The 19,132-nt window shown below is 59.8% G+C and carries 19 protein-coding genes; 12 read left to right on the top strand and 7 right to left on the bottom strand.

The window, feature by feature from the left end; all coding sequences use genetic code 11:
* Positions 1 to 117: 117 nt before the first annotated feature.
* Positions 118 to 1,083 (top strand): GlxA family transcriptional regulator, encoded by a 966-nt coding sequence (locus tag J0G10_RS29330; RefSeq protein ID WP_220557144.1) that lies wholly within the window; start codon positions 118 to 120, stop codon positions 1,081 to 1,083.
* Positions 1,084 to 1,299: 216 nt separating this feature from the next.
* Here J0G10_RS29330 and J0G10_RS29325 read toward each other — a convergent pair whose 3' ends face one another.
* Entirely contained in the window at positions 1,300 to 3,708 is a 2,409-nt protein-coding gene (locus tag J0G10_RS29325) for a penicillin acylase family protein (RefSeq protein ID WP_220557143.1), read from the bottom strand.
* A 102-nt stretch (positions 3,709 to 3,810) separates the two neighbouring features.
* Complete coding sequence (locus J0G10_RS29320) at positions 3,811 to 4,389, bottom strand: DUF6436 domain-containing protein (RefSeq protein WP_095049418.1); 579 nt, start codon at positions 4,387 to 4,389, stop codon at positions 3,811 to 3,813.
* Between the two features lie 99 nt (positions 4,390 to 4,488).
* Between J0G10_RS29320 and bipL the strand changes: the two genes are divergently transcribed.
* Positions 4,489 to 5,436, top strand: coding sequence for a phospholipase BipL (bipL, locus tag J0G10_RS29315; protein ID WP_220557142.1), 948 nt, complete (start codon positions 4,489 to 4,491; stop codon positions 5,434 to 5,436).
* 130 nt (positions 5,437 to 5,566) lie between these two features.
* On the opposite strand, the gene J0G10_RS29310 is transcribed toward bipL, so the two are convergent.
* Complete coding sequence (locus tag J0G10_RS29310) at positions 5,567 to 6,298, bottom strand: DUF2059 domain-containing protein (RefSeq protein ID WP_093429786.1); 732 nt, start codon at positions 6,296 to 6,298, stop codon at positions 5,567 to 5,569.
* 108 nt (positions 6,299 to 6,406) lie between these two features.
* Between J0G10_RS29310 and J0G10_RS29305 the strand changes: the two genes are divergently transcribed.
* On the top strand, positions 6,407 to 7,039 hold the full coding sequence (locus J0G10_RS29305; protein WP_095049421.1) for a 2OG-Fe(II) oxygenase: 633 nt from the start codon (positions 6,407 to 6,409) through the stop codon (positions 7,037 to 7,039).
* A 1-nt stretch (position 7,040) separates the two neighbouring features.
* On the top strand, positions 7,041 to 7,532 hold the full coding sequence (locus J0G10_RS29300; RefSeq protein ID WP_220557141.1) for a 2-thiouracil desulfurase family protein: 492 nt from the start codon (positions 7,041 to 7,043) through the stop codon (positions 7,530 to 7,532).
* 270 nt (positions 7,533 to 7,802) lie between these two features.
* Here J0G10_RS29300 and J0G10_RS29295 read toward each other — a convergent pair whose 3' ends face one another.
* Positions 7,803 to 8,366, bottom strand: a complete 564-nt coding sequence (locus J0G10_RS29295) for a transporter substrate-binding domain-containing protein (protein ID WP_220557140.1) — start codon at positions 8,364 to 8,366, stop codon at positions 7,803 to 7,805.
* Between the two features lie 135 nt (positions 8,367 to 8,501).
* Between J0G10_RS29295 and J0G10_RS29290 the strand changes: the two genes are divergently transcribed.
* The gene (locus tag J0G10_RS29290; RefSeq protein WP_220557139.1) at positions 8,502 to 8,927 is read left to right on the top strand and encodes a DUF4399 domain-containing protein; all 426 of its coding nucleotides are present in this window, start codon (positions 8,502 to 8,504) and stop codon (positions 8,925 to 8,927) included.
* A 62-nt stretch (positions 8,928 to 8,989) separates the two neighbouring features.
* On the opposite strand, the gene serA is transcribed toward J0G10_RS29290, so the two are convergent.
* A complete protein-coding gene (gene serA / locus J0G10_RS29285) occupies positions 8,990 to 10,219 on the bottom strand; it encodes a phosphoglycerate dehydrogenase (RefSeq protein ID WP_008085296.1) in 1,230 nt (409 codons plus the stop codon).
* A 206-nt stretch (positions 10,220 to 10,425) separates the two neighbouring features.
* Here serA and J0G10_RS29280 point away from each other — a divergent pair, with 206 nt between their 5' ends.
* The 4 genes from J0G10_RS29280 to J0G10_RS29265 all read left to right on the top strand — a co-directional run bounded on the left by J0G10_RS29280 (position 10,426) and on the right by J0G10_RS29265 (position 14,820).
* Positions 10,426 to 11,820, top strand: a complete 1,395-nt coding sequence (locus J0G10_RS29280) for an FAD-binding oxidoreductase (protein WP_026000500.1) — start codon at positions 10,426 to 10,428, stop codon at positions 11,818 to 11,820.
* 39 nt (positions 11,821 to 11,859) lie between these two features.
* On the top strand, positions 11,860 to 12,525 hold the full coding sequence (locus tag J0G10_RS29275; RefSeq protein ID WP_093429791.1) for a fumarylacetoacetate hydrolase family protein: 666 nt from the start codon (positions 11,860 to 11,862) through the stop codon (positions 12,523 to 12,525).
* A 258-nt stretch (positions 12,526 to 12,783) separates the two neighbouring features.
* Positions 12,784 to 13,707 carry an SdiA-regulated domain-containing protein gene (locus J0G10_RS29270; protein WP_095049425.1) on the top strand — a complete coding sequence of 308 codons (924 nt, stop codon included), beginning with the start codon at positions 12,784 to 12,786 and terminating at the stop codon, positions 13,705 to 13,707.
* A gap of 195 nt (positions 13,708 to 13,902) precedes the next feature.
* Complete coding sequence (locus J0G10_RS29265) at positions 13,903 to 14,820, top strand: SdiA-regulated domain-containing protein (protein WP_095125830.1); 918 nt, start codon at positions 13,903 to 13,905, stop codon at positions 14,818 to 14,820.
* Between the two features lie 146 nt (positions 14,821 to 14,966).
* Here J0G10_RS29265 and rpiA read toward each other — a convergent pair whose 3' ends face one another.
* Positions 14,967 to 15,641, bottom strand: a complete 675-nt coding sequence (gene rpiA, locus J0G10_RS29260) for a ribose-5-phosphate isomerase RpiA (RefSeq protein ID WP_007913886.1) — start codon at positions 15,639 to 15,641, stop codon at positions 14,967 to 14,969.
* A 146-nt stretch (positions 15,642 to 15,787) separates the two neighbouring features.
* On the opposite strand from rpiA, the gene ilvA reads away from it, so the two are divergent.
* Positions 15,788 to 17,302 carry a threonine ammonia-lyase, biosynthetic gene (gene ilvA / locus J0G10_RS29255; protein WP_041072159.1) on the top strand — a complete coding sequence of 505 codons (1,515 nt, stop codon included), beginning with the start codon at positions 15,788 to 15,790 and terminating at the stop codon, positions 17,300 to 17,302.
* Between the two features lie 40 nt (positions 17,303 to 17,342).
* Entirely contained in the window at positions 17,343 to 17,756 is a 414-nt protein-coding gene (locus tag J0G10_RS29250) for a DUF2269 family protein (protein ID WP_220557138.1), read from the top strand.
* 93 nt (positions 17,757 to 17,849) lie between these two features.
* Here J0G10_RS29250 and J0G10_RS29245 read toward each other — a convergent pair whose 3' ends face one another.
* Positions 17,850 to 18,506: a histidinol-phosphatase gene (locus J0G10_RS29245; protein ID WP_095049428.1), complete on the bottom strand. Its 657-nt coding sequence runs from the start codon at positions 18,504 to 18,506 to the stop codon at positions 17,850 to 17,852.
* A 143-nt stretch (positions 18,507 to 18,649) separates the two neighbouring features.
* Between J0G10_RS29245 and J0G10_RS29240 the strand changes: the two genes are divergently transcribed.
* A complete protein-coding gene (locus tag J0G10_RS29240; RefSeq protein ID WP_003229203.1) occupies positions 18,650 to 19,129 on the top strand; it encodes an RNA pyrophosphohydrolase in 480 nt (159 codons plus the stop codon).
* The last annotated feature ends 3 nt before the right edge of the window (positions 19,130 to 19,132 follow it).

Here is a 19,132-nt window from a genome sequence, read left to right as displayed (position 1 = left end):
GGAAGTCTGTTCCTGACGCTGAAAGCGGACAATCGACGCATGGCTGCGATCCTTGCCAATCCACCTGCAAATCGTGCCAAGCTAAAAGATCGCAGCCTTGAAAGGGAATCCACAGTCATGACTAAATCCGTCGCCATCGTCGTGTTTCCCGGCGTGCAGTCGCTGGACGTCAGCGGCCCGATGGATGTGTTCGCCGAGGCCAATCGCTTCCTGGCGCCCGAGAATCACTATCGGCTCGAAGTAATCGGCGTCGAGCAAGGGCCGATGGCCTGTTCCAACGGTTTGACCCTGAATGCCCATCGGCATTTCAGTGAAGCACTCGACGCCTACGATCTGCTGCTGGTCGCCGGTGGGCCGCAATTACCCTTCATGGATTTCGGCGCGACGTTCGACGGTTGGCTGCGTGAGGCCTGTGCACGGGCGCAGCGCTTCGGTTCGATCTGCAACGGCGCGTTCATGCTGGCCCGGGCCGGTTTGCTGGACGGGCGCACCGTCACCACGCACTGGAACGACGCCGTCGCGTTGGCGCAGTTGTGTCCGACGACGCAGGTCGAAGCGGATCGCTTGTATGTCGAGGACGGCACGCTCTACACCTCGGCCGGGGTCACGGCGGGGATTGATCTGTCGCTGTACCTGCTGGCGCGGGATCATGGCGCTGAAGTGGCGCTGAGCGTGGCCAAGCGTCTGGTGGTGTTCACCCAGCGTTCCGGTGGGCAATCGCAGTTCAGCCCGTTCCTCACACCGCACGCGGAGCCGACCTCGGCGGTGGCGCTGGTGCAGTTGTATGTGCTGGCCAATCTCACGGGCGATCTGACGATTGCCGATCTGGCCAATGCGGCGAACATGAGTGCGCGCAATTTCTCGCGGGTGTTTGCCCGGGAAGCCAAGGTCACCCCGGCGGAGTTTGTCGAACGGGCGCGAGTGGATGCGGCGCGGGTGATGCTGGAAAGCACGGCGGCACCGTTGAAGACTGTGGCGTATCAGTGCGGGTTTCGCGATGCGCAGCACATGCGCAGTGTGTTCAATCGCCGGCTGGGGGTTACGCCGCAGCAGTTTCGGCTGAATTTTGCGGTGATGGTTTGACCCTCACCCTCACCCCAGCCCTCCCGAAACGTCGGACCGCCCATAGGGAGAGGGGGCCGACCGCAGTGTCTGGCGTGATACATCGACCTGAAAGACCTTAGCGATTATGGATTCGGTAAAGCAGTGTCAGGTCGCTGTAAGCCTTGAGCATCCCCCAATCAGTCCCCTCTACCTCTGGGCGGTCCGACGTTTCGGGAGGGCTAGGGTGAGGGGCTTTTAAGGTGCCCGCATCGGCAACAGCTTCAACGTACTGCGCGTATTCGCCGTCACCTCTTCGGCATTGAAATGCGCCTGCACATAAATCCCGTCGACATACGCCTCAGCCTGATCGTCATAGTGGCTGTCGAACGGCACACCGCTCTGCCCGACCGGGTTGATCGTCAGGCCGTGTGCAGGATCGGCAAAATCCACCAAGCGCCGCGTCGACGGCCCATAAGTCACCGGCCAAGGCGCAGGCCCGATCTTCGCCGACAGGTTGTTCGGCACTTCATGACTGCCCGGCGCCGCAAACGGCCCGACATTGAAAATCCGCTCCAACGGCTTCTGCTGTCCCAACGGATGGCCGTGAGTCAGCGTGTGCGCAGTGCCCCATTTCCACTCGGCAGAGTTATCGCCGAGGGTCAGCTTCAGGTGCTGCATGCTCGCCTGCCACGCCGCGCGCACGACATCGGCGCGGGTCTCCTTGTTCGGCGTGTTGCGGTTATCCCACCACGGTGAATCGGCGTTCGCCGCCAGCTTCGGCAGCGCCGCATCGATCACTCGCGTCGCCAGCAGCGTGTCGAAAAAATCATTGCCCAACTCATCACGCATCGCCGCATCGGCCAGGTCGTAGAGGAACTGGTTGAACACCGTCGCACTGACCGAATCCAGCGGATAGTCGCCCGGCCACTGCGCCAGTTGCTCGACCAGTTTCAACTGCGCCGGATCGCTGACGACTTCACGCAATACTGGCAGCAACGGAGCGAGCAAGCGCGGGCCATAACCGGTCGCCGTGCCCAATTGCAGTTTCTGATTGGCCTCGTTGGTCCACTTCACGCTCTTGTCGCTGAGCTGGCGATTGAGTTGCTGCCCGCGATCGGCAAGGTTGTAGTAACCGGGAATCTCCATGCCGGTCGGCGACAGCGGCTGGAAGTTGGCCGAGACGATGTAGCCGCGTGCCGGGTTCTCTTCCTGCGGGTTGGCGCTGAACGGGTAGAAACCGTCCTTGTCGGCCTGATTGCTGCTGCCGTCGAGAATGAATTCCGGCCGCACCCCGGCCGGACGCTTGGGCAGCAGTGCCGAGGCCCACCAGGCGATATCGCCCTTGGCGTTGGCGTAAACCAGGTTCAGCCCCGGTGCCTGCACTTTCGCGGCTGCGGTGCGGGCCTTGGCCAGGGTGTCGGCGCGGTTGAGCTGGTAGAAGCCTTCGAGGATCGGGTTCGGCGTTTCGAGGAAGGCCCACCACATGGCGATCGGCGTTTTGCCGGCAGCGGTGCCGAGGGCATCATTGACGATCGGGCCGTGGGGCGATTGGCGCAGGGTGAGGGTGACCGGCGGCTGGCCCTTTACATTGATCTGCTGTTGGGTGACGACCATGTCGGTCCACTGGCCGCGATACCAGACCTGATTCGGGTTATCCGGATTGACCTTCTCGGCGATCAGGTCCAGATCGTCGTTCTGGAACATGGTCAGGCTCCAGCCGAAATCCAGGTTGTGTCCCAGAAACGCGAACGGCACCAGCGCCTGATGATGGCCGTACAGCTCGAAGCCCGGCGCCGACAAATGCGCCTCGTACCACACCGACGGCACCGAAAAGCGAATGTGCGGATCACCCGCCAGCAGTGGCTTGCCACTCTGGCTGCGGCTGCCGGCGATGACCCAGGCGTTGCTGCCTTCGAACTGCGGCAGGCCTTGGTCGATCAGCGCCTGTTCGCTGAGGCGGGCGAGGGCGTTGAGGTCTTTCCAGTCGCCGGCGGCGAGGACCGGCGCAGGTTTGGCGTGACCGTTGGCCAGCACACCGTTGGGTTGCCAGTCGAGATCGAAGACCTTGAGGTAATCAGCGCCGAGTTGATCGCGCACATAGGTCAGCAACGGCTCGGTGCGAAACGCCGCCGCAAAGCTGTAGGCCATATAGCCGGCGACGCTGATGCTGTCTTCTGCCGTGAACGGTCGTTTGGGGATGCCCAGCACGTCAAACTCGATCGGTGCGGCGTGGGTGTCCTGATATTGGTTAATGCCATCCAGATAGGCTTGCAGGCCCTTCCACGCCGGTGACTGTTTATCGAGACTGGCGACGTAACTGGCCGCGCGTTCGCGGATGCGCAGGCTGCGGAAGAGTTTGTCGGTGTCGAGCAGTTTCGGCCCGAGCACTTCGGCCAGTTCGCCACGGGCGAGGCGGCGCATGGCTTCCATCTGGAACAGGCGATCCTGGGCATGCACATAGCCGAGGGCGCGGTAGAGGTCGGTTTCGTTCTCGGCGCGCAGGTGTGGCACGCCCCGCTCGTCATAGCGCACGATCACCGAACCTTGCAGGTTGCGCAGTTCAATCTGGCCCTGGCGTGTGGGTTGTTTGCTGTAGACATACCAGCCGACGCCGGCAAGCAGAACAACGATGAGCAAGCCAAGTACGGTGAACACGCGCTTCATGGTGACTCCTTGTGCATGCGGGAATGCCGCCCGTCGGGCTGCAAACAATTAGCACAGACCTTCTGTGCCGTGCAGCGCTGTCCTTGAAAAGTCCGGAATGCCTTACGGCGTTTCCACCGGCCACGGGCAATAACAACCGACCGCCAGGGTGTGCGTGGCATTGACCGGGCGATCCTCCGTCAGGGCATTCAAAATCGGTTCGATAAAGCTGTTGCTGGAATTGCAGGTCAGGCCTTCACTGTACGGGCCGAAGTACGCCAGTTTGCCGCTGCGATCCCAGATCGCCACGGCCGGGCTGGCCGGAACCTGTTCGGAGCCGGGCAATATCGTGATGGTTTTCAGACTGCTGAGGGTCGCGGGCAACTGACCGTGACTGCCGGTTTTCTGCACGGCGAAGAACTCCACGCCTTTAGCGCCAAACCGCTCGACCATCTCGGTCAGGTGCTGTTGATTGCCGACGTTGCACGGGCAGGCCGGGTCCCAGAAATGTACCAGGCGAATCTTGCCGGGACCGGCGAGGTTGTCCGGCAGGCGCAGCGGATCACCGGAAAACACCGCCGTGTGTTCGCTGAACGCACGCAGATAACGCCCCTGAAACCAGTCATACGCCGCCCACAGCACCCCGGCGCAAATCAGCGCGAGCAGGCTGGCAAACAGTGCGGTGCGGTAGGGCGAACGCATGGTTTTCGTTCCAGAAGAGGTGGGCTAGCTTGCCATGCTTGCTCCGACAGATGAATATCGCAGGCCGATAAAGTCTGTTTACCGCTTTGGAATTCCCGCATGCCTGCCACTTTCGACCCCGATCAAATCCGCGCCAGCCTCAAGCCTTTGGCCGAGTGGCAGCCGTTGTCGGACGAGGGCAAGGCCTACCAGCGCTTCTACCAGACCGACTTTCCCCATCGTGATGTCTGGCGTGGCATGGGCCGTTTCGAGGTCGATGGCTATGAAGTGGTCAGCCATTGCTGGTGGCCGGAGAAGGTCAAGGCGACGCTGTTTCTGCTGCACGGTTACTACGATCACGTCGGGCTGTACCGGCATGTAATCGAGTGGGCGCTGGACCAGGATTTCGCCGTGATCGCCTGCGACTTGCCGGGTCATGGCTTGTCGAGCGGGCCGCGCGCGAGCATTCGCGATTTCTCTGAGTACCAGGATGTCCTGCAAGCGTTGTTCGCCGAGGCGCAGTCGATCGCGTTGCCGCAGCCGTGGCATTTGTTTGGGCAGAGCACCGGCGGGGCAATTGTCGTCGATCACTTGCTCAACCATGGCGAAAACAGCCCGGCGCAAGGCCAGGTGATTTTGATGGCGCCACTGGTGCGGCCTCGGGCGTGGGGTTGGTCGCAGCTGAGTTATTACCTGCTCAGGCCGTTTGTCAGAGGCGTCACGCGACGCTTCAGCGAAAATTCCAATGACCCGGATTTCCTGCCGTTTCTCCAGGCCGATCCGTTGCAGCCACGGCGCTTGCCGACCAAATGGGTGGGCGCGCTGTCACGCTGGATCATCCGCGTCGAGCACGCGAAAAAAAGTCCGCGACGGCCGCTGATCATTCAGGGGCAGGCGGATATGACGGTGGACTGGCAACACAATTTGCAGGTGATGAAGTGGAAGTTTGATCGACCGCAGATTCTGCTATTGGCCGAGGCGCGGCATCATCTGGCGAATGAAACGGCGGAGATGCGTGAGGAGTATTTCGAGTTCTTGAGCAAGCGGATCAGAGGCCGGAATCTCTAGCGTCTGTGAGGGCCCCATCGCTGGCAAGCCAGCTCCCACAGGGTTACGAGTCGATCAACAATGTTGTGAACACCTGAGCAACCTGTGGGAGCTGGCTTGCCAGCGATGGCGGTCTATCTGGCGAAGAAGATCACTGCCCGACCGCAAGCCCTGCACGAATAGCCGCCAGCGCCGCCTGGTAATACGCCTTGCCCTCAGTCGACTCGGCAAACGTCGCAAACTCTTCCAGTTCTTCATCCGATAAGTCGCGATAGACGTAGAGCAACGTGTTGTTGATGTCCGCGCCAATCTGATCCATCAAGCGCTGGCGCTGACCATTGAGCATGCCTTGCGCCTGACCACCACCGAGCAGCCCCGGGATCATCGAACTCAAGCTGTCCGCCGCCACACCAGCAATCGCCAGGCTGACTTCGGCGCCGGCTTCTCGCGCCGGCAAGGCTTGCGCGAGGTGACCGATGATCAGCAGGCGGCTGTCGCTGGCCTGCATCTTTGGCAGACCCTTGGCATTTTTCGCCAATTGATCGCGGCGGGTCGCGAGCAGTTCGGCAGCGACGATTTTCTTGCCCAGTGGTGATTGGAAGAAGGTCAGGGCCGGTTTAGGGTCGGCGAGTTTCTGCCGTAACTGCGCTTCGGCACGTTGATCCACGGCCTGCGGAGCAAAGCGCTGGTTGCTGTTGTTGACCAAGGCCTGGAACACCGCGGGCGGCAGGCTGTTCTGATAGCGCTGCTGTGCGGCCGTCAGGGCATCGTTGAAATGCGCACGTTGATCTGGCCAGCCGGCGACCTTGTACAACTGATCGTGGCCGTCCGCCCAGGCGGGCAAAACGCAGAACATCAACAGTGAAAAAAGCAAACGGCGCATAGGGACTCCTGTCAGCAGCGGACTATTCTCCGTGCGGTGCCGGTACTTGTCGAGAATTCGTAGCAAGCCGCCGCGTGGCTCTGTCGGATTTCTTGCCGCCGACATACTATGCGCGCCATGCAAATATCCTCTGAACACCCACTGCTGTTACGCATTGTCGATGACCTGGCCGAACACGGCTGGTCGCAGCAGAACATATTCCTGCCCGCCGGTTTGACCCGCGAGCTGGCGGCCGAGTGCCGCAAACGTGAGGCCGAGGGTGAACTGGCGCCGGCGGCGGTGGGGCGTGGGCCGTTTTCGGAGATCCGCGAGGGGATTCGTGGTGACCACATCCAGTGGATCGATCCGGGGCAGGCCGATGCCAGCGACCGTTATCTGAACCTGATGGAGAGCCTGCGCGAGGCGCTCAACCGAGGCCTGTTTCTTGGTCTTGAGGACTTTGAGTGCCACTTTGCCTTGTATCCGCCTGGCGCTTTTTATCGCAGGCATGTCGACCGTTTTCGCGACGATGACAAGCGCATGGTCTCGGTGGTGGTCTACCTCAATGACGCGTGGCTGCCGGAGGATGGCGGTCAGTTGCGCATGTACCTGAATGATGAGCGCGTGCACGACGTGCAGCCTACTGGCGGGTGTCTGGTGGTGTTTCTCTCTGGTGAGGTACCTCATGAAGTGCTGCCAGCGCACCGCGAGCGCTTGTCGCTGACCGGCTGGTTCCGCCGCCGTGGCAACGAGCCGTTCTGAGATGGAAAAGATTCTGGTCAGCCGCTGCCTGTTGGGCCATCGCGTGCGTTACGACGGTGGCGCGAGCGGGCCGTTTGATGTGCTTGAACAGTGGATTGTCGAGGGGCGGGTGGTGCCGTTGTGTCCGGAGGTCGCGGGAGGATTGCCGACGCCACGAGCGGCGGCGGAGATCCCGGGCGGGCAGGGTGGTGAAGTGCTTGACGGTGTCGCGGCGGTGATCACTACCGAAGGCGAGGATGTCAGTGCGCAGTTTCTCGATGGTGCGCGGCAGGCGCTGGAACTGGTGCAGAAATATGGCATCCGCGTGGCGGTGCTTAAGGCCAACAGTCCTTCTTGCGGGAATCTGCTGACTTACGACGGGACGTTCAGTGGCGTGAAGGTGAGTGGCGAAGGGGTGACGGCCGCGTTACTCAAGCGCCATGGTGTGCAAGTCTTCAACGAACTTGAACTGCCGCAGGCCGCGCTGGCTCTGGCTTTGGCTGCTTTGGACTGATCCGCAATCGTTGCCCTCACCCCAGCCCTCTCCCGGAGGGAGAGGGGGCCGACCGTGGTGTCTGGCGCTATTCATCGACCTGAAACACCTTGTTGACTATGGATTCAACACAGTCTTGACTGATCGATTATGGATTCGACAAAGCCATGACCAATCGATTTCGGATTCGGTATAGCCATCCCAGGTCGGCGTATCTCTAAAAAAACCCCCAATCAGTCCCCTCTCCCTATGGGCGGTCCGACGTTTCGGGAGGGCTAGGGTGAGGGGCTTTTAAGGCTTCAACCACTTCTCGGTCAACGCCGCCAAACGCCCATCCGCCCTGATCCGCTGCATCGCGCTCGCAAGACTGGCTTGAAACGCCGGATTACCTTTCTGAAACGGAATCGCCAATTCGACCGGCTCCGCCGCTTTCGGCTTCTCTTCAGTCAACGCCTGCACCAGCACCATCGGCCGTGGTGTCTCGTCTTTCTTCGCCAGCAACTGCCCATCGACCTTGCCGTAAGGCTCGCTGAAGTCGAAACGATCCCTGAGTTCGGATGTCAGTGCTATGTGGTTGAGCGCAACGTCGTACTTGCCGCTTTCAACGCCCTGGAGCAGGTCGGCCTCATCCGTGACGATGAAGTCGGCGCGCACATCCAGTTCGTTGGCCAGTAGTTGCCCAAGCTCGACCTCGAACCCCGTGAGTGTGTCGCCTTCCTTGAAATTGAATGGCGGTGTATTAGCCTCAAGGGCAATGCGCAGCTCGCCACGGTCGTTGACGTCATCAATCAGTTCGGCATGAGCCAAAGGGCTCAAAAGGGGTAGCAGGCAGATCAGGCCAGGCAGAAAACGCATGGTCACTCCTTTGAAATCATTATCGCGACGCTCTGATTCAGGCTCGCTTTGCTATGGTTGTCGAGTGCCTTCGACAACGAATGGTCATGAAGTTGTCATGGCCGTGCGGATTTTACGGAAAAACTGGAGAAGAAAATGAAAAGCTTTATGTCACGTGCAGCGTTGGCGGGTGTGCTGATGGGCGTTTCGGTGCTGGCCAGTGCGGCGACACCGGCCCCCAAAGGCGCCGAAGTGTTCATCGTTTCTCCCAAAGACGGGGCCACGGTTTCGCAGACCTTCACCGTCAAATTCGGTACCAAGGGCATCGCACTGGCGCCGGCCGGTGACGTCACCAAGAACACCGGTCACCATCACCTGCTGATCGATGCCAAGGAAATTGTTCCTGCCGGTTCGGTCGTCCCTACCGATGCCAACCATATGCACTTCGGCAAGGCGCAGACCCAGGCTGACATCAAGCTCGCCCCGGGCAAACACACCTTGCAGTTGGAACTTGGCGACAGCGGCCACATGGCATTCGATCCGCCAATCGTCTCGAAGAAAATCACCGTCAACGTCGAATAACGTTTCGGCGTGCATGAAAAAGGGAGCCCGAAGGCTCCCTTTTTTTGTCGCTCAACGCTTGATCAGAACAACACGCGGCTACGGATAGTGCCGTTGATGTGCTGCAGCTTCTCTTGCGCCAGATCCGAGTACTCGGCGTCGACGTCGATCACCACGTAGCCAACCTTCTCGTTGGTCTGCAGGAACTGACCGGAAATGTTGATGCCGTTTTCGGCGAAGACCTTGTTGATCTCGCTCATCACACCCGGGATGTTCTCGTGGATGTGCAGCAGGCGGTGCTTGCCAGGGTGAGCCGGCAGGGCCACTTCCGGGAAGTTCACCGACGAAACGGAGGTACCGTTGTCGCTGTACTTGACCAGTTTCTCTGCCACTTCCAGACCAATGTTGGCTTGCGCTTCGGCGGTCGAACCACCGATGTGCGGGGTCAGGATCACGTTGTCGAGGCCACGCAGCGGGCTTTCGAACTCTTCGTCGTTGGAGCGTGGCTCCACCGGGAACACGTCGATGGCCGCGCCGATCAGGTGCTTGTCCTTGATCGCGTCCGCCAGGGCGTCCAGTTCGACCACGGTGCCGCGCGCCGCGTTGATCAGGATGCCGCCCTTCTTGATGGCGCGGATTTCCTTCTCGCCGATCATCCACTGGGTCGCAGCGGTTTCCGGAACGTGCAGGGTGACGATGTCGGACATGCCCAGCAGCTCGGTCAGGCTACCGATCTGAGTCGCGTTGCCCAGCGGCAGCTTGGTCACGGTGTCGTAGAAATACACCTGCATGCCCAGACCTTCAGCCAGAACCGACAGCTGCGTACCGATCGAGCCGTAGCCGACGATGCCGAGTTTCTTGCCACGGATCTCGAAGGAGTTGGCTGCGGACTTGATCCAGCCGCCACGGTGGCAGGAAGCGTTTTTCTCAGGGATGCCGCGCAGCAGCAGGATCGCTTCGGCCAGCACCAGCTCGGCAACGGAGCGGGTGTTGGAGTATGGCGCGTTGAACACGGCGATACCGCGCTCGCGGGCAGCACTCAGGTCAACCTGGTTGGTGCCGATGCAGAAACAGCCGACCGCTACCAGCTTCTTCGCGTGATCGAAGATCTCTTCGGTCAGTTGGGTGCGCGAACGAATGCCGATGAAGTGAGCGTCAGCGATCTTTTCCTTGAGCTGGGCTTCCGGCAAGGAACCTGTCAGGTATTCGATGCTGGTGTAGCCCGCCGCCTTGAGGACGTCGACAGCCGATTGGTGGACGCCTTCGAGAAGAAGGAACTTGATCTTGCTCTTATCGAGAGAAGTCTTGCTCATCTGCGTAAACCTGTATCCCGGAGAAAAATGGCAGGGAGGGGAGCAGCCTGGAGCTGACCCAAACGGCAGGAAAGCCGTTACCGCAGAACTGGCCTTGGGCACTGGCCTGCGGGGTCGGTATGCTAGCATAGCCTCCCCGCTAAACACTCATTCCTGCGACGTGAAGCGTTCTCAGGATGACCATGAATTGTTCGAGAGTTCTGTCGATGACCAATCCTGCCCTGATTGATGAACTGAAGACCCTGGTCGAGCCTGGCAAGGTCCTGACCGACGCCGACTCCCTGAATGCGTACGGCAAGGATTGGACCAAGCACTTCGCCCCGGCGCCAAGCGCCATCGTGTTTCCCAAGACCATCGAGCAAGTGCAGGCCGTGGTGCGTTGGGCCAACACCCACAAGATTGCGCTGGTGCCGTCGGGCGGGCGCACCGGGCTTTCCGCCGCTGCGGTGGCGGCCAACGGCGAAGTGGTCGTCTCCTTCGACTACATGAATCAGATTCTCGACGTGAACCTCACCGATCGCACTGCCGTGTGTCAGCCGGGCGTGGTCACCGAGCATTTGCAGAACGTTGCCGAAGAAAAAGGCTTGTACTACCCGGTCGACTTCGCCTCGGCAGGTTCCAGTCAGATTGGCGGCAATATCGGCACCAATGCCGGCGGAATCAAGGTGATTCGCTACGGCATGACACGCAACTGGGTGGCCGGCATGAAAGTCGTCACCGGCAAGGGCGATGTGCTGGAACTGAACAAAGACCTGATCAAGAACGCCACCGGTTACGACCTGCGTCAGCTGTTCATCGGCGCTGAAGGCACCCTCGGTTTCGTCGTCGAAGCGACCATGCGTCTGGATCGTGCGCCGAAAAACCTCACCGCGATGGTCCTCGGCACCGCCGATTTCGACTCGATCATGCCGGTGCTACACGCTTTCCAGGGCAAGCTCGACCTGACCGCGTTCGAATTCTTCTCCGACAAGGCCCTGGCCAAAGTCATGGGCCGTGGCGACGTGCCGGCGCCGTTCGAGACCGACTGCCCGTTCTATGCATTGCTGGAATTCGAAGCTACCACCGAAGAAGTGGCCAACAGCGCACTGGAAACCTTCGAACACTGCGTCGAACAGGGCTGGGTGCTGGACGGTGTGATGAGCCAGAGTGAAACCCAGCTGCAGAATCTGTGGAAGCTGCGCGAGTACATCTCCGAAACCATCTCGCACTGGACGCCGTACAAGAACGACATCTCGGTCACCGTGTCGAAAGTGCCAGCGTTCCTGAAGGAAATCGACGCGATCGTCGGCGAACACTATCCGGACTTCGAAATCGTCTGGTTCGGCCACATCGGCGACGGCAACCTGCACTTGAACATTCTCAAGCCGGATAACCTGAGCAAGGACGAGTTCTTCGCCAAATGCGCGACCGTCAACAAGTGGGTGTTCGAAACCGTCGAGAAGTACAACGGTTCGATCTCCGCCGAGCACGGCGTGGGCATGACAAAGCGCGATTACTTGACCTACAGCCGCTCTCCGGTCGAGATCGAGTACATGAAAGCGGTGAAAGCGGTGTTCGACCCGAACGGCATCATGAACCCGGGCAAGATCTTCGCGGTTTGATTGGCAATCCCTTGAATCAATGAAGGCAGGAGTCGGTAAATGAGCTATCAGCACCAGTACGTCGACGGTACGCGCATTCACTTCCCGATCGGGAAAGTCGTGTGCATTGGCCGCAATTACGCCGAACACGCCAAGGAACTGGACAATCCGGTGCCTACCGAGCCGTTGCTGTTCATCAAGCCGGGCAGTTGTGTGGTGCCGCTGGAAGGCGGTTTCAGCATTCCGACCGAACGCGGTTCGGTGCACTACGAAGCGGAAATCGCCGTGTTGATCGGCAAACCGTTGTCGACCAAACCGAGCCGTGAAGAAGTGCTCGATGCCATTTCCGGTTTCGCCCCGGCGCTCGATCTGACCCTGCGCGACAAACAGGCCGAGCTGAAAGCCAAGGGTTTGCCGTGGGAAATCGCCAAATCGTTCGACGGTGCGGCGGTGATCGCCCCGTTCGTGGTCGGCAGCACCTTTGCTGACCTGACCGACATCGGCATTCGCCTGACCATCAACGGCGAAGTGCGTCAGGACGGCAACAGCAGCGCGATGCTCAACCCGATCGTGCCGATGATCCAGCACATGGCCGGCTGCTTCTCGCTGCAGGCCGGTGACGTGATCCTCACCGGCACGCCAGTGGGCGTCGGCCCGCTGAACGTTGGCGATGACATCGTCCTCGAACTGGTCGGCGCGAGCAGCTTCAACAGCAGCGTGCGCTGATTTAACGCGGTCCCCTTGTAGGAGTGAGCCTGCTCGCGATAGCGGTCTGTCAGTCAGCGATTGTTTCGACTGACCTGACGCCATCGCGAGCAGGCTCACTCCTACAGGGTTTTGTGATCTCTCCCACAATGGCGCAGGGCAATCCCGCCATTTGCCGTTTTTTTCACATCCTGTACGGATAATTCCTCTCATTCTGGCGTCTGAGCCGGCCTCTTTGTGCTATTACCCATAGCCTGAATTTTCGGAACGCGTCCCTCGATGTCATCTCAAACTCAGCTCAAACCCACCCGCCGTTCACGTTTTGCCTTGCGTTGGTATGTCTGGCTGTTGCTGGTGATTGCCGCCGCTTATGCCGTGGCGTTTGCCATGCATTGGGATGATCGCGGTGTGCTCTGGCTGCAAGAGCGTTTCGAAAGCCAGGCCGGGCAGAAGGAAAGTATCTGGCTGCCGGACTATCGGGTGGTCATCGATGCCAAACCGCTAAAAGGGATGGAGAAGGACGAGGCTTCGGATCTGGCGTACAACCCGCAGACCAAAACGCTGTTTTCGGTGATGGGTAAAAACCCGTTTCTCGCCGAACTGACCTTGCAAGGTGATGTGCTGCGCAAGATGCCGCTGGTGGGCTGGAGCAATCCGGAAGGCCTGACGATGATGGAAAACGGCCTGATGGCCATCGTCGATGAGCGTCAGCACATGCTGTCGATCGTCAAGGTCGACGCCGATACCCGCGAATTGAACATCGCAGATTTCCCGAAATACGATCTAGGTCCGTCGAAAGACCAGAACAAAGCCTTCGAAGCCATCACTTGGGACGCTCGCAATCAGCAGCTGTTGCTGGGCGAGGAGCGGCCACCAGCGCTGTTCACCTGGAAAAGCGATGGCAGCCAGACCCTCAAGGGCGACAAGCAAAAACTCGTCAGTGATGAACTGGATATTCGCAACCTCTCGGCTTTGGCGATTGACCCGCGCACTCAACACACACTCGTGCTGTCCGCCGACTCGCATCTGCTGCTGGAGCTGGACGAGAAGGGCGAGCAGGTCAGCTTCATGACCCTGCTTGGCGGCTTCAACGGTCTGAAAAACACCATCCCGCGCGCCGAAGGCGTGACCATGGACGAGGCGGGCACGTTGTATATGGTCAGCGAGCCAAACCTGTTCTATCGCTTCGAGAAACAGAAATAGCAGCCTTTACAGATTCCAATGTAGGAGCTGCCGAAGGCTGCGATCTCTTGATCTTATGAACAGCAAGATCAAAAGATCGCAGCCTGCGGCAGCTCCTACACGGGTTGGCTTGTGGTTTGAGGCAAGTGGCCATTAAGCTTCAGTTCAGACGGGCGTGATATTTCATCCGCCTGTTTTGATCCCGAGCTCATCCGAATGCGTCGACTTGCCCGTCCCAAACCCCTGATTATCATCCTGTCGGTGATTGCCCTGATCGCATTGCTCGCGATCGGCCAATACATGCGGCTGTTCGAGCGCGCCTGGTTCAACTTGCACACTCTGTGGCAACCGCAGAGTAGCGAGTCGATTGGGCTGGATCAGTATCGCGTCGAGATTGAGGCGCGGGTGATTGACGGGCTGGACGACGATGTTTCGGCGCTGACCTTCGATCCAGTGCGCAAAAGCCTGTTCACTGTGACCAACAAGAATTCCGAGCTGGTCGAACTGTCGCTTGAAGGCAAGATCCTGCGGCGCATTGCCCTGATTGGTTTTGGCGATCCCGAAGCCGTCGAGTACATCAGCGCCGACACCTACGTGATCACTGATGAGCGTCAGCAGCGGCTGATCAAGATTCACTTGGAGGCAGGCACCACATTCCTCGACGCGGCGGACGCCGAGCAGATGACCCTCGGTGTGCATATGGCCAGCAACAAAGGTTTTGAAGGCCTGGCGTATGACTCGGTGGGCAAGCGCCTGTTTGTCGCGAAAGAGCGCAATCCGATGCTGATCTACGAAGTGCACGGCTTTCCGCACTTCAATCCGGAGAAGTCCTACGCGGTGCATGTGATCAACGATCCCAAGCGTGACGCCGGGATGTTTGTGCGCGATCTGTCGAGTTTGCAGTACGACGAGCGCAGCGGGCATTTGCTGGCACTGTCGGATGAGTCGCGGCTGATTCTGGAGCTCGATGTCGGCGGGCGCCCGTTGAGTACGATGTCCATCAGTGGCGGCCGGCAGGGTTTGAAGAAAACCGTGCCGCAGGCCGAAGGCATTGCGATGGATGATGACGGGACGTTGTATCTGGTGAGCGAGCCGAACCTGTTTTACGTCTTCAAAAAGCCAACCCCGAACTAACCAACACCACAAAACACTGTGGGAGCGAGCCTGCTCGCGAAGGCGTCGTGTCAGCCAATGAAAATGTTGGCTGAACTGGCGCTTTCGCGAGCAGGCTCGCTCCCACAGGTTTATTCGTCTGCCCATTAATTGCGGGCAGTCTGGGATTACTCAGCCTTCAGGGTTTTCACGCCTTCGCTAGTACCCAGCAGCAACAGGTCCGCCGGACGCGCCGCGAACAAGCCGTTGGTGACCACACCGACAATCGCATTGATCTGCGCTTCCAGCTCCACCGGGTTGGTGATCTGCAGGTTGAACACATCCAGAATGATGTTGCCGTTATCGGTCAAAACGCCTTCGCGGTACACCGGGTCGCCGCCCAGTTTCACCAATTGGCGCGCGACGTGGCTGCGGGCCATCGGGATCACTTCGACCGGCAGCGGGAACTCGCCCAGCACCGGCACCAGTTTGCTGGCGTCGGCGATGCAGATGAAGGTCTTGGCCACGGCTGCAACGATCTTCTCGCGGGTCAGCGCTGCGCCGCCGCCCTTGATCAGGTTCAGGTGCGCGTCGCTTTCATCGGCGCCGTCGACGTAGAACTCCAGGTCGCTGACGGTGTTCAGCTCATACACCGGAATCCCGTGACCCTTGAGGCGCGCGGCAGTGGCTTCGGAACTGGCCACCGCGCCATCGAAGGCGCCCTTGTGCTGGGCCAGGGCGTCGATGAAGCAGTTGGCGGTGGAGCCGGTGCCGACTCCGACGATGCTCTTGTCGTCGAGTTTCGGAAGGATGAAGTCGACGGCGGCCTGAGCCACTGCCTGTTTGAGTTGATCCTGGGTCATGCGGGCTCCGGAAGCGGGCAAGGTGAGAACGGAAAGGCCGGCATTATAGCCGCAAGCGAGGCTAAAACCTCTGGATTCGTGTGGTCGTCCGGCTGAAAGCCGGGTTAGACTCGTTGGTCCCGCCCAATCGCCAGTGATGCTTTCCGATGCTCGAACAGTACGTCAAAAAGATCCTCACCTCGCGCGTTTATGACGTTGCCGTAGAAACCCCGTTGCAGAACGCTCGCCAGCTCTCCGAGCGGCTGGGCAATGACATCTGGCTCAAGCGCGAAGATTTGCAGCCAGTGTTCTCGTTCAAGATTCGCGGCGCCTACAACAAACTCACCCAGCTGACTGACGAAGAGCGTGCCCGTGGCGTGGTCACTGCGTCGGCGGGCAACCATGCGCAAGGTCTGGCCCTGGCGGCGAAAGTGCTGGGCGTCAAAGCCACCATCGTCATGCCCAAGACCACCCCCGAGATCAAAGTCGAAGGCGTGCGCTCGCGTGGCGGCAAAGTAGTGCTGCACGGTGACTCGTTCCCGGAAGCTCTGGCGTACTCGCTGAAACTGGTCGATGAAAAAGGCTACGTCTACATCCACCCGTACGATGATCCGCACACCATTGCCGGGCAGGGCACCGTGGCGATGGAAATTCTGCGCCAGCACCCGCAGCCACTGGACGCGATTTTCGTTCCGGTCGGCGGCGGCGGCCTGATCGCCGGCATCGCTGCCTACGTGAAATACCTGCGCCCGGACATCAAAGTCATCGGTGTCGAGCCGGACGACTCCAACTGCCTGCAAGCGGCGATGGCCGCCGGTGAGCGTGTGGTGCTGCCGACCGTGGGCATCTTCGCCGACGGCGTGGCGGTGGCGCAGATCGGCCAGCACACCTTCGACATCTGCAAAGACTACGTCGATGAAGTGATCACCGTCAGCACTGACGAGATCTGTGCGGCTATCAAGGATATCTACGACGATACCCGCTCGATCACCGAACCTGCCGGCGCATTGGGCGTGGCCGGGATCAAGAAATACGTCGAGTTGCGTGGCGTCAGCGGCCAGACCTTCGTGGCCATCGACTCCGGCGCCAACGTCAACTTCGATCGCTTGCGCCACGTCGCCGAACGCGCCGAGCTGGGTGAAGGCCGCGAAGCGATAATCGCCGTGACCATCCCCGAGAAGGCCGGCAGCTTCAAGGCGTTCTGCGAAGCGATCGGCAAGCGCCAGATCACCGAATTCAACTACCGCTACAACACCGGCAGCGAAGCGCACATTTTCGTTGGCGTGCAGACCCATCCGGAAAACGACCCGCGCAGTGCATTGCTGGCGAGCCTGACCGAACAGGGTTTCCCGGTACTCGACCTGACCGACAACGAACTGGCCAAGCTGCACATCCGCCACATGGTCGGCGGCCACGCGGCGCACGTGATTGATGAAGTGGTGTTCCGCTTCGAGTTCCCGGAGCGTCCGGGCGCGCTGTTCAATTTCCTCAATAAGCTCGGTGGGCGCTGGAACATCTCGATGTTCCACTACCGCAACCACGGCGCTGCCGATGGTCGCGTGGTCGCCGGTCTGCAAGTACCGCACGACGAGCGTCATCTGGTGCCGGCGGCGCTTGAGGAAATCGGTTACCCGTACTGGGATGAAAGCGAAAACCCGGCCTATCAGCTGTTTCTTGGCTGAGCGGCTACGCTGATGGGCATGGCCCAAGGAAGAGAAATACATGGAAACCCTGACCACCCTGAAAGTCCTTCACGTCGCGGCGACCGTGGTCATACTCGCGAGCGGGCTGGGGCTTGCCGCCCTGACCTGGCGTAATCGCAGCGAAGGGCCGGCCAGCACGATGCAGCGTCCCTGGCTGTTTATCTGGTGTTTGATGCTGATCGGTATGTTCAGCATGCCTTTCACCGGCTGGTGGTTGGTACATCTGATCGGCTGGCCACTGGGGCAGTTCTGGATTCTGGGGTCCAGCGTGATCTATGCCGTGGCCACGTTGAGTGCAGTGTGGCTGTTGGTGCGGCTTAATCGGCTGTGGACTAGCGGGGTTGGTAACTGGAAATTCACGTTGGCGCTGGCGATTGTCAGCGGCGTCGGGTTTCTCGCCATTGCGGGGTTGATGGGGGCTAAGCCTGTTTAAGGCTTGAGACCGCGTAGACCCAATCGCGAGCAGGCTCACTCCTACATGGGGATGCGTTCCCCTGTAGGAGTGAGCCTGCTCGCGATAGCGATTTCAGTCGCGCAGAGTAATGACCGGCCAGCCACGCTTTTCCGCCTCGGCGCGCAGATTCGGATCCGGATCGACAGCCACCGGATTCGCCACCTGCTCCAGCAACGGCAAATCATTCATCGAATCGCTATAGAAATAGCTGCCTTCCAGCGAATACCCGGTCTCTTCCAGCCAACGATTCAGCCGCGTCACCTTGCCCTCGCGAAAGCACGGAATGTCGGTGCTGCGCCCGCTATAACGGCCATCAACCATTTCACACTCGGTTGCGATCAGGGTTTCAACGCCCAGGCGCACAGCAATCGGCGCGGTGACGAAGCGGTTGGTCGCGGTGATGATCACCAGTTTGTCGCCGGCGTCCCGGTGTTTTTTCAGCAGTTCCAGCGCCTTCGGCAATACGATCGGCTCAATGCAGTCGCGCATGTAATCGTTGTGCCATTGCTCAAGCACGGCCATTTCGGTGCGGCCGAGGATCTCCAGGCAGAAGTTCAGGTACGCGGCGTTATCCAGTTTGCCGGCCAGATAATCCTGATAAAACTCGTCGTTGCGAGCCTTGTACGCAATCGGGTCGAGGAAGCCGCGTTCACACAGATAGTCGCCCCAGGCGTGATCGCTGTCGCCGCCCAGAAGGGTGTTGTCCAAATCGAATAGAGCCAGGCGCATTGCAGTTACCCGCTGAAAAGTCAGTAAAAAGGCGACAAGAATACGGTCTTTTCACAAGAGTGCACATAAGGTAGGAAGCCTCGTTGCCGCCTTATCAACCTTTGTGGAACAATGCGGCGACATGCGTTTGCGAGGTTGTTGCCGTGATCGACCCCGATGGTTTCCGCCCCAATGTCGGGATCATTCTGACGAATGACGCCGGCCAGGTGCTATGGGCTCGCCGTATCAATCAAGATGCCTGGCAGTTTCCGCAAGGGGGAATCAACCCTGAAGAGACGCCGGAAGACGCCTTGTACCGCGAGCTGAACGAAGAAGTTGGCCTGGAACGTGAAGATGTTGAAATACTGGCCTGTACCCGGGGCTGGTTGCGCTATCGTTTGCCGCAACGTCTGGTGCGTACGCACAGCCAACCGCTGTGCATCGGCCAGAAACAGAAATGGTTTCTCCTGCGCCTGATCTCCAACGAGCAGCGGGTGCGGATGGATTTGACCGGTAAACCGGAGTTCGATGGCTGGCGCTGGGTCAGCTATTGGTATCCGTTGGGCCAGGTGGTGACATTCAAGCGCGAGGTGTATCGCCGCGCCCTCAAAGAGCTTGCCCCGCGCCTTTTAGCGCGCGACTGACGA

This window comes from Pseudomonas germanica (assembly GCF_019614655.1).
In the GTDB taxonomy this organism is placed as follows: domain Bacteria; phylum Pseudomonadota; class Gammaproteobacteria; order Pseudomonadales; family Pseudomonadaceae; genus Aquipseudomonas; species Aquipseudomonas neuropathica.
Note: the sequence above shows the minus strand (reverse complement) of the source record. Positions and strands in the feature narration are given on the sequence as shown.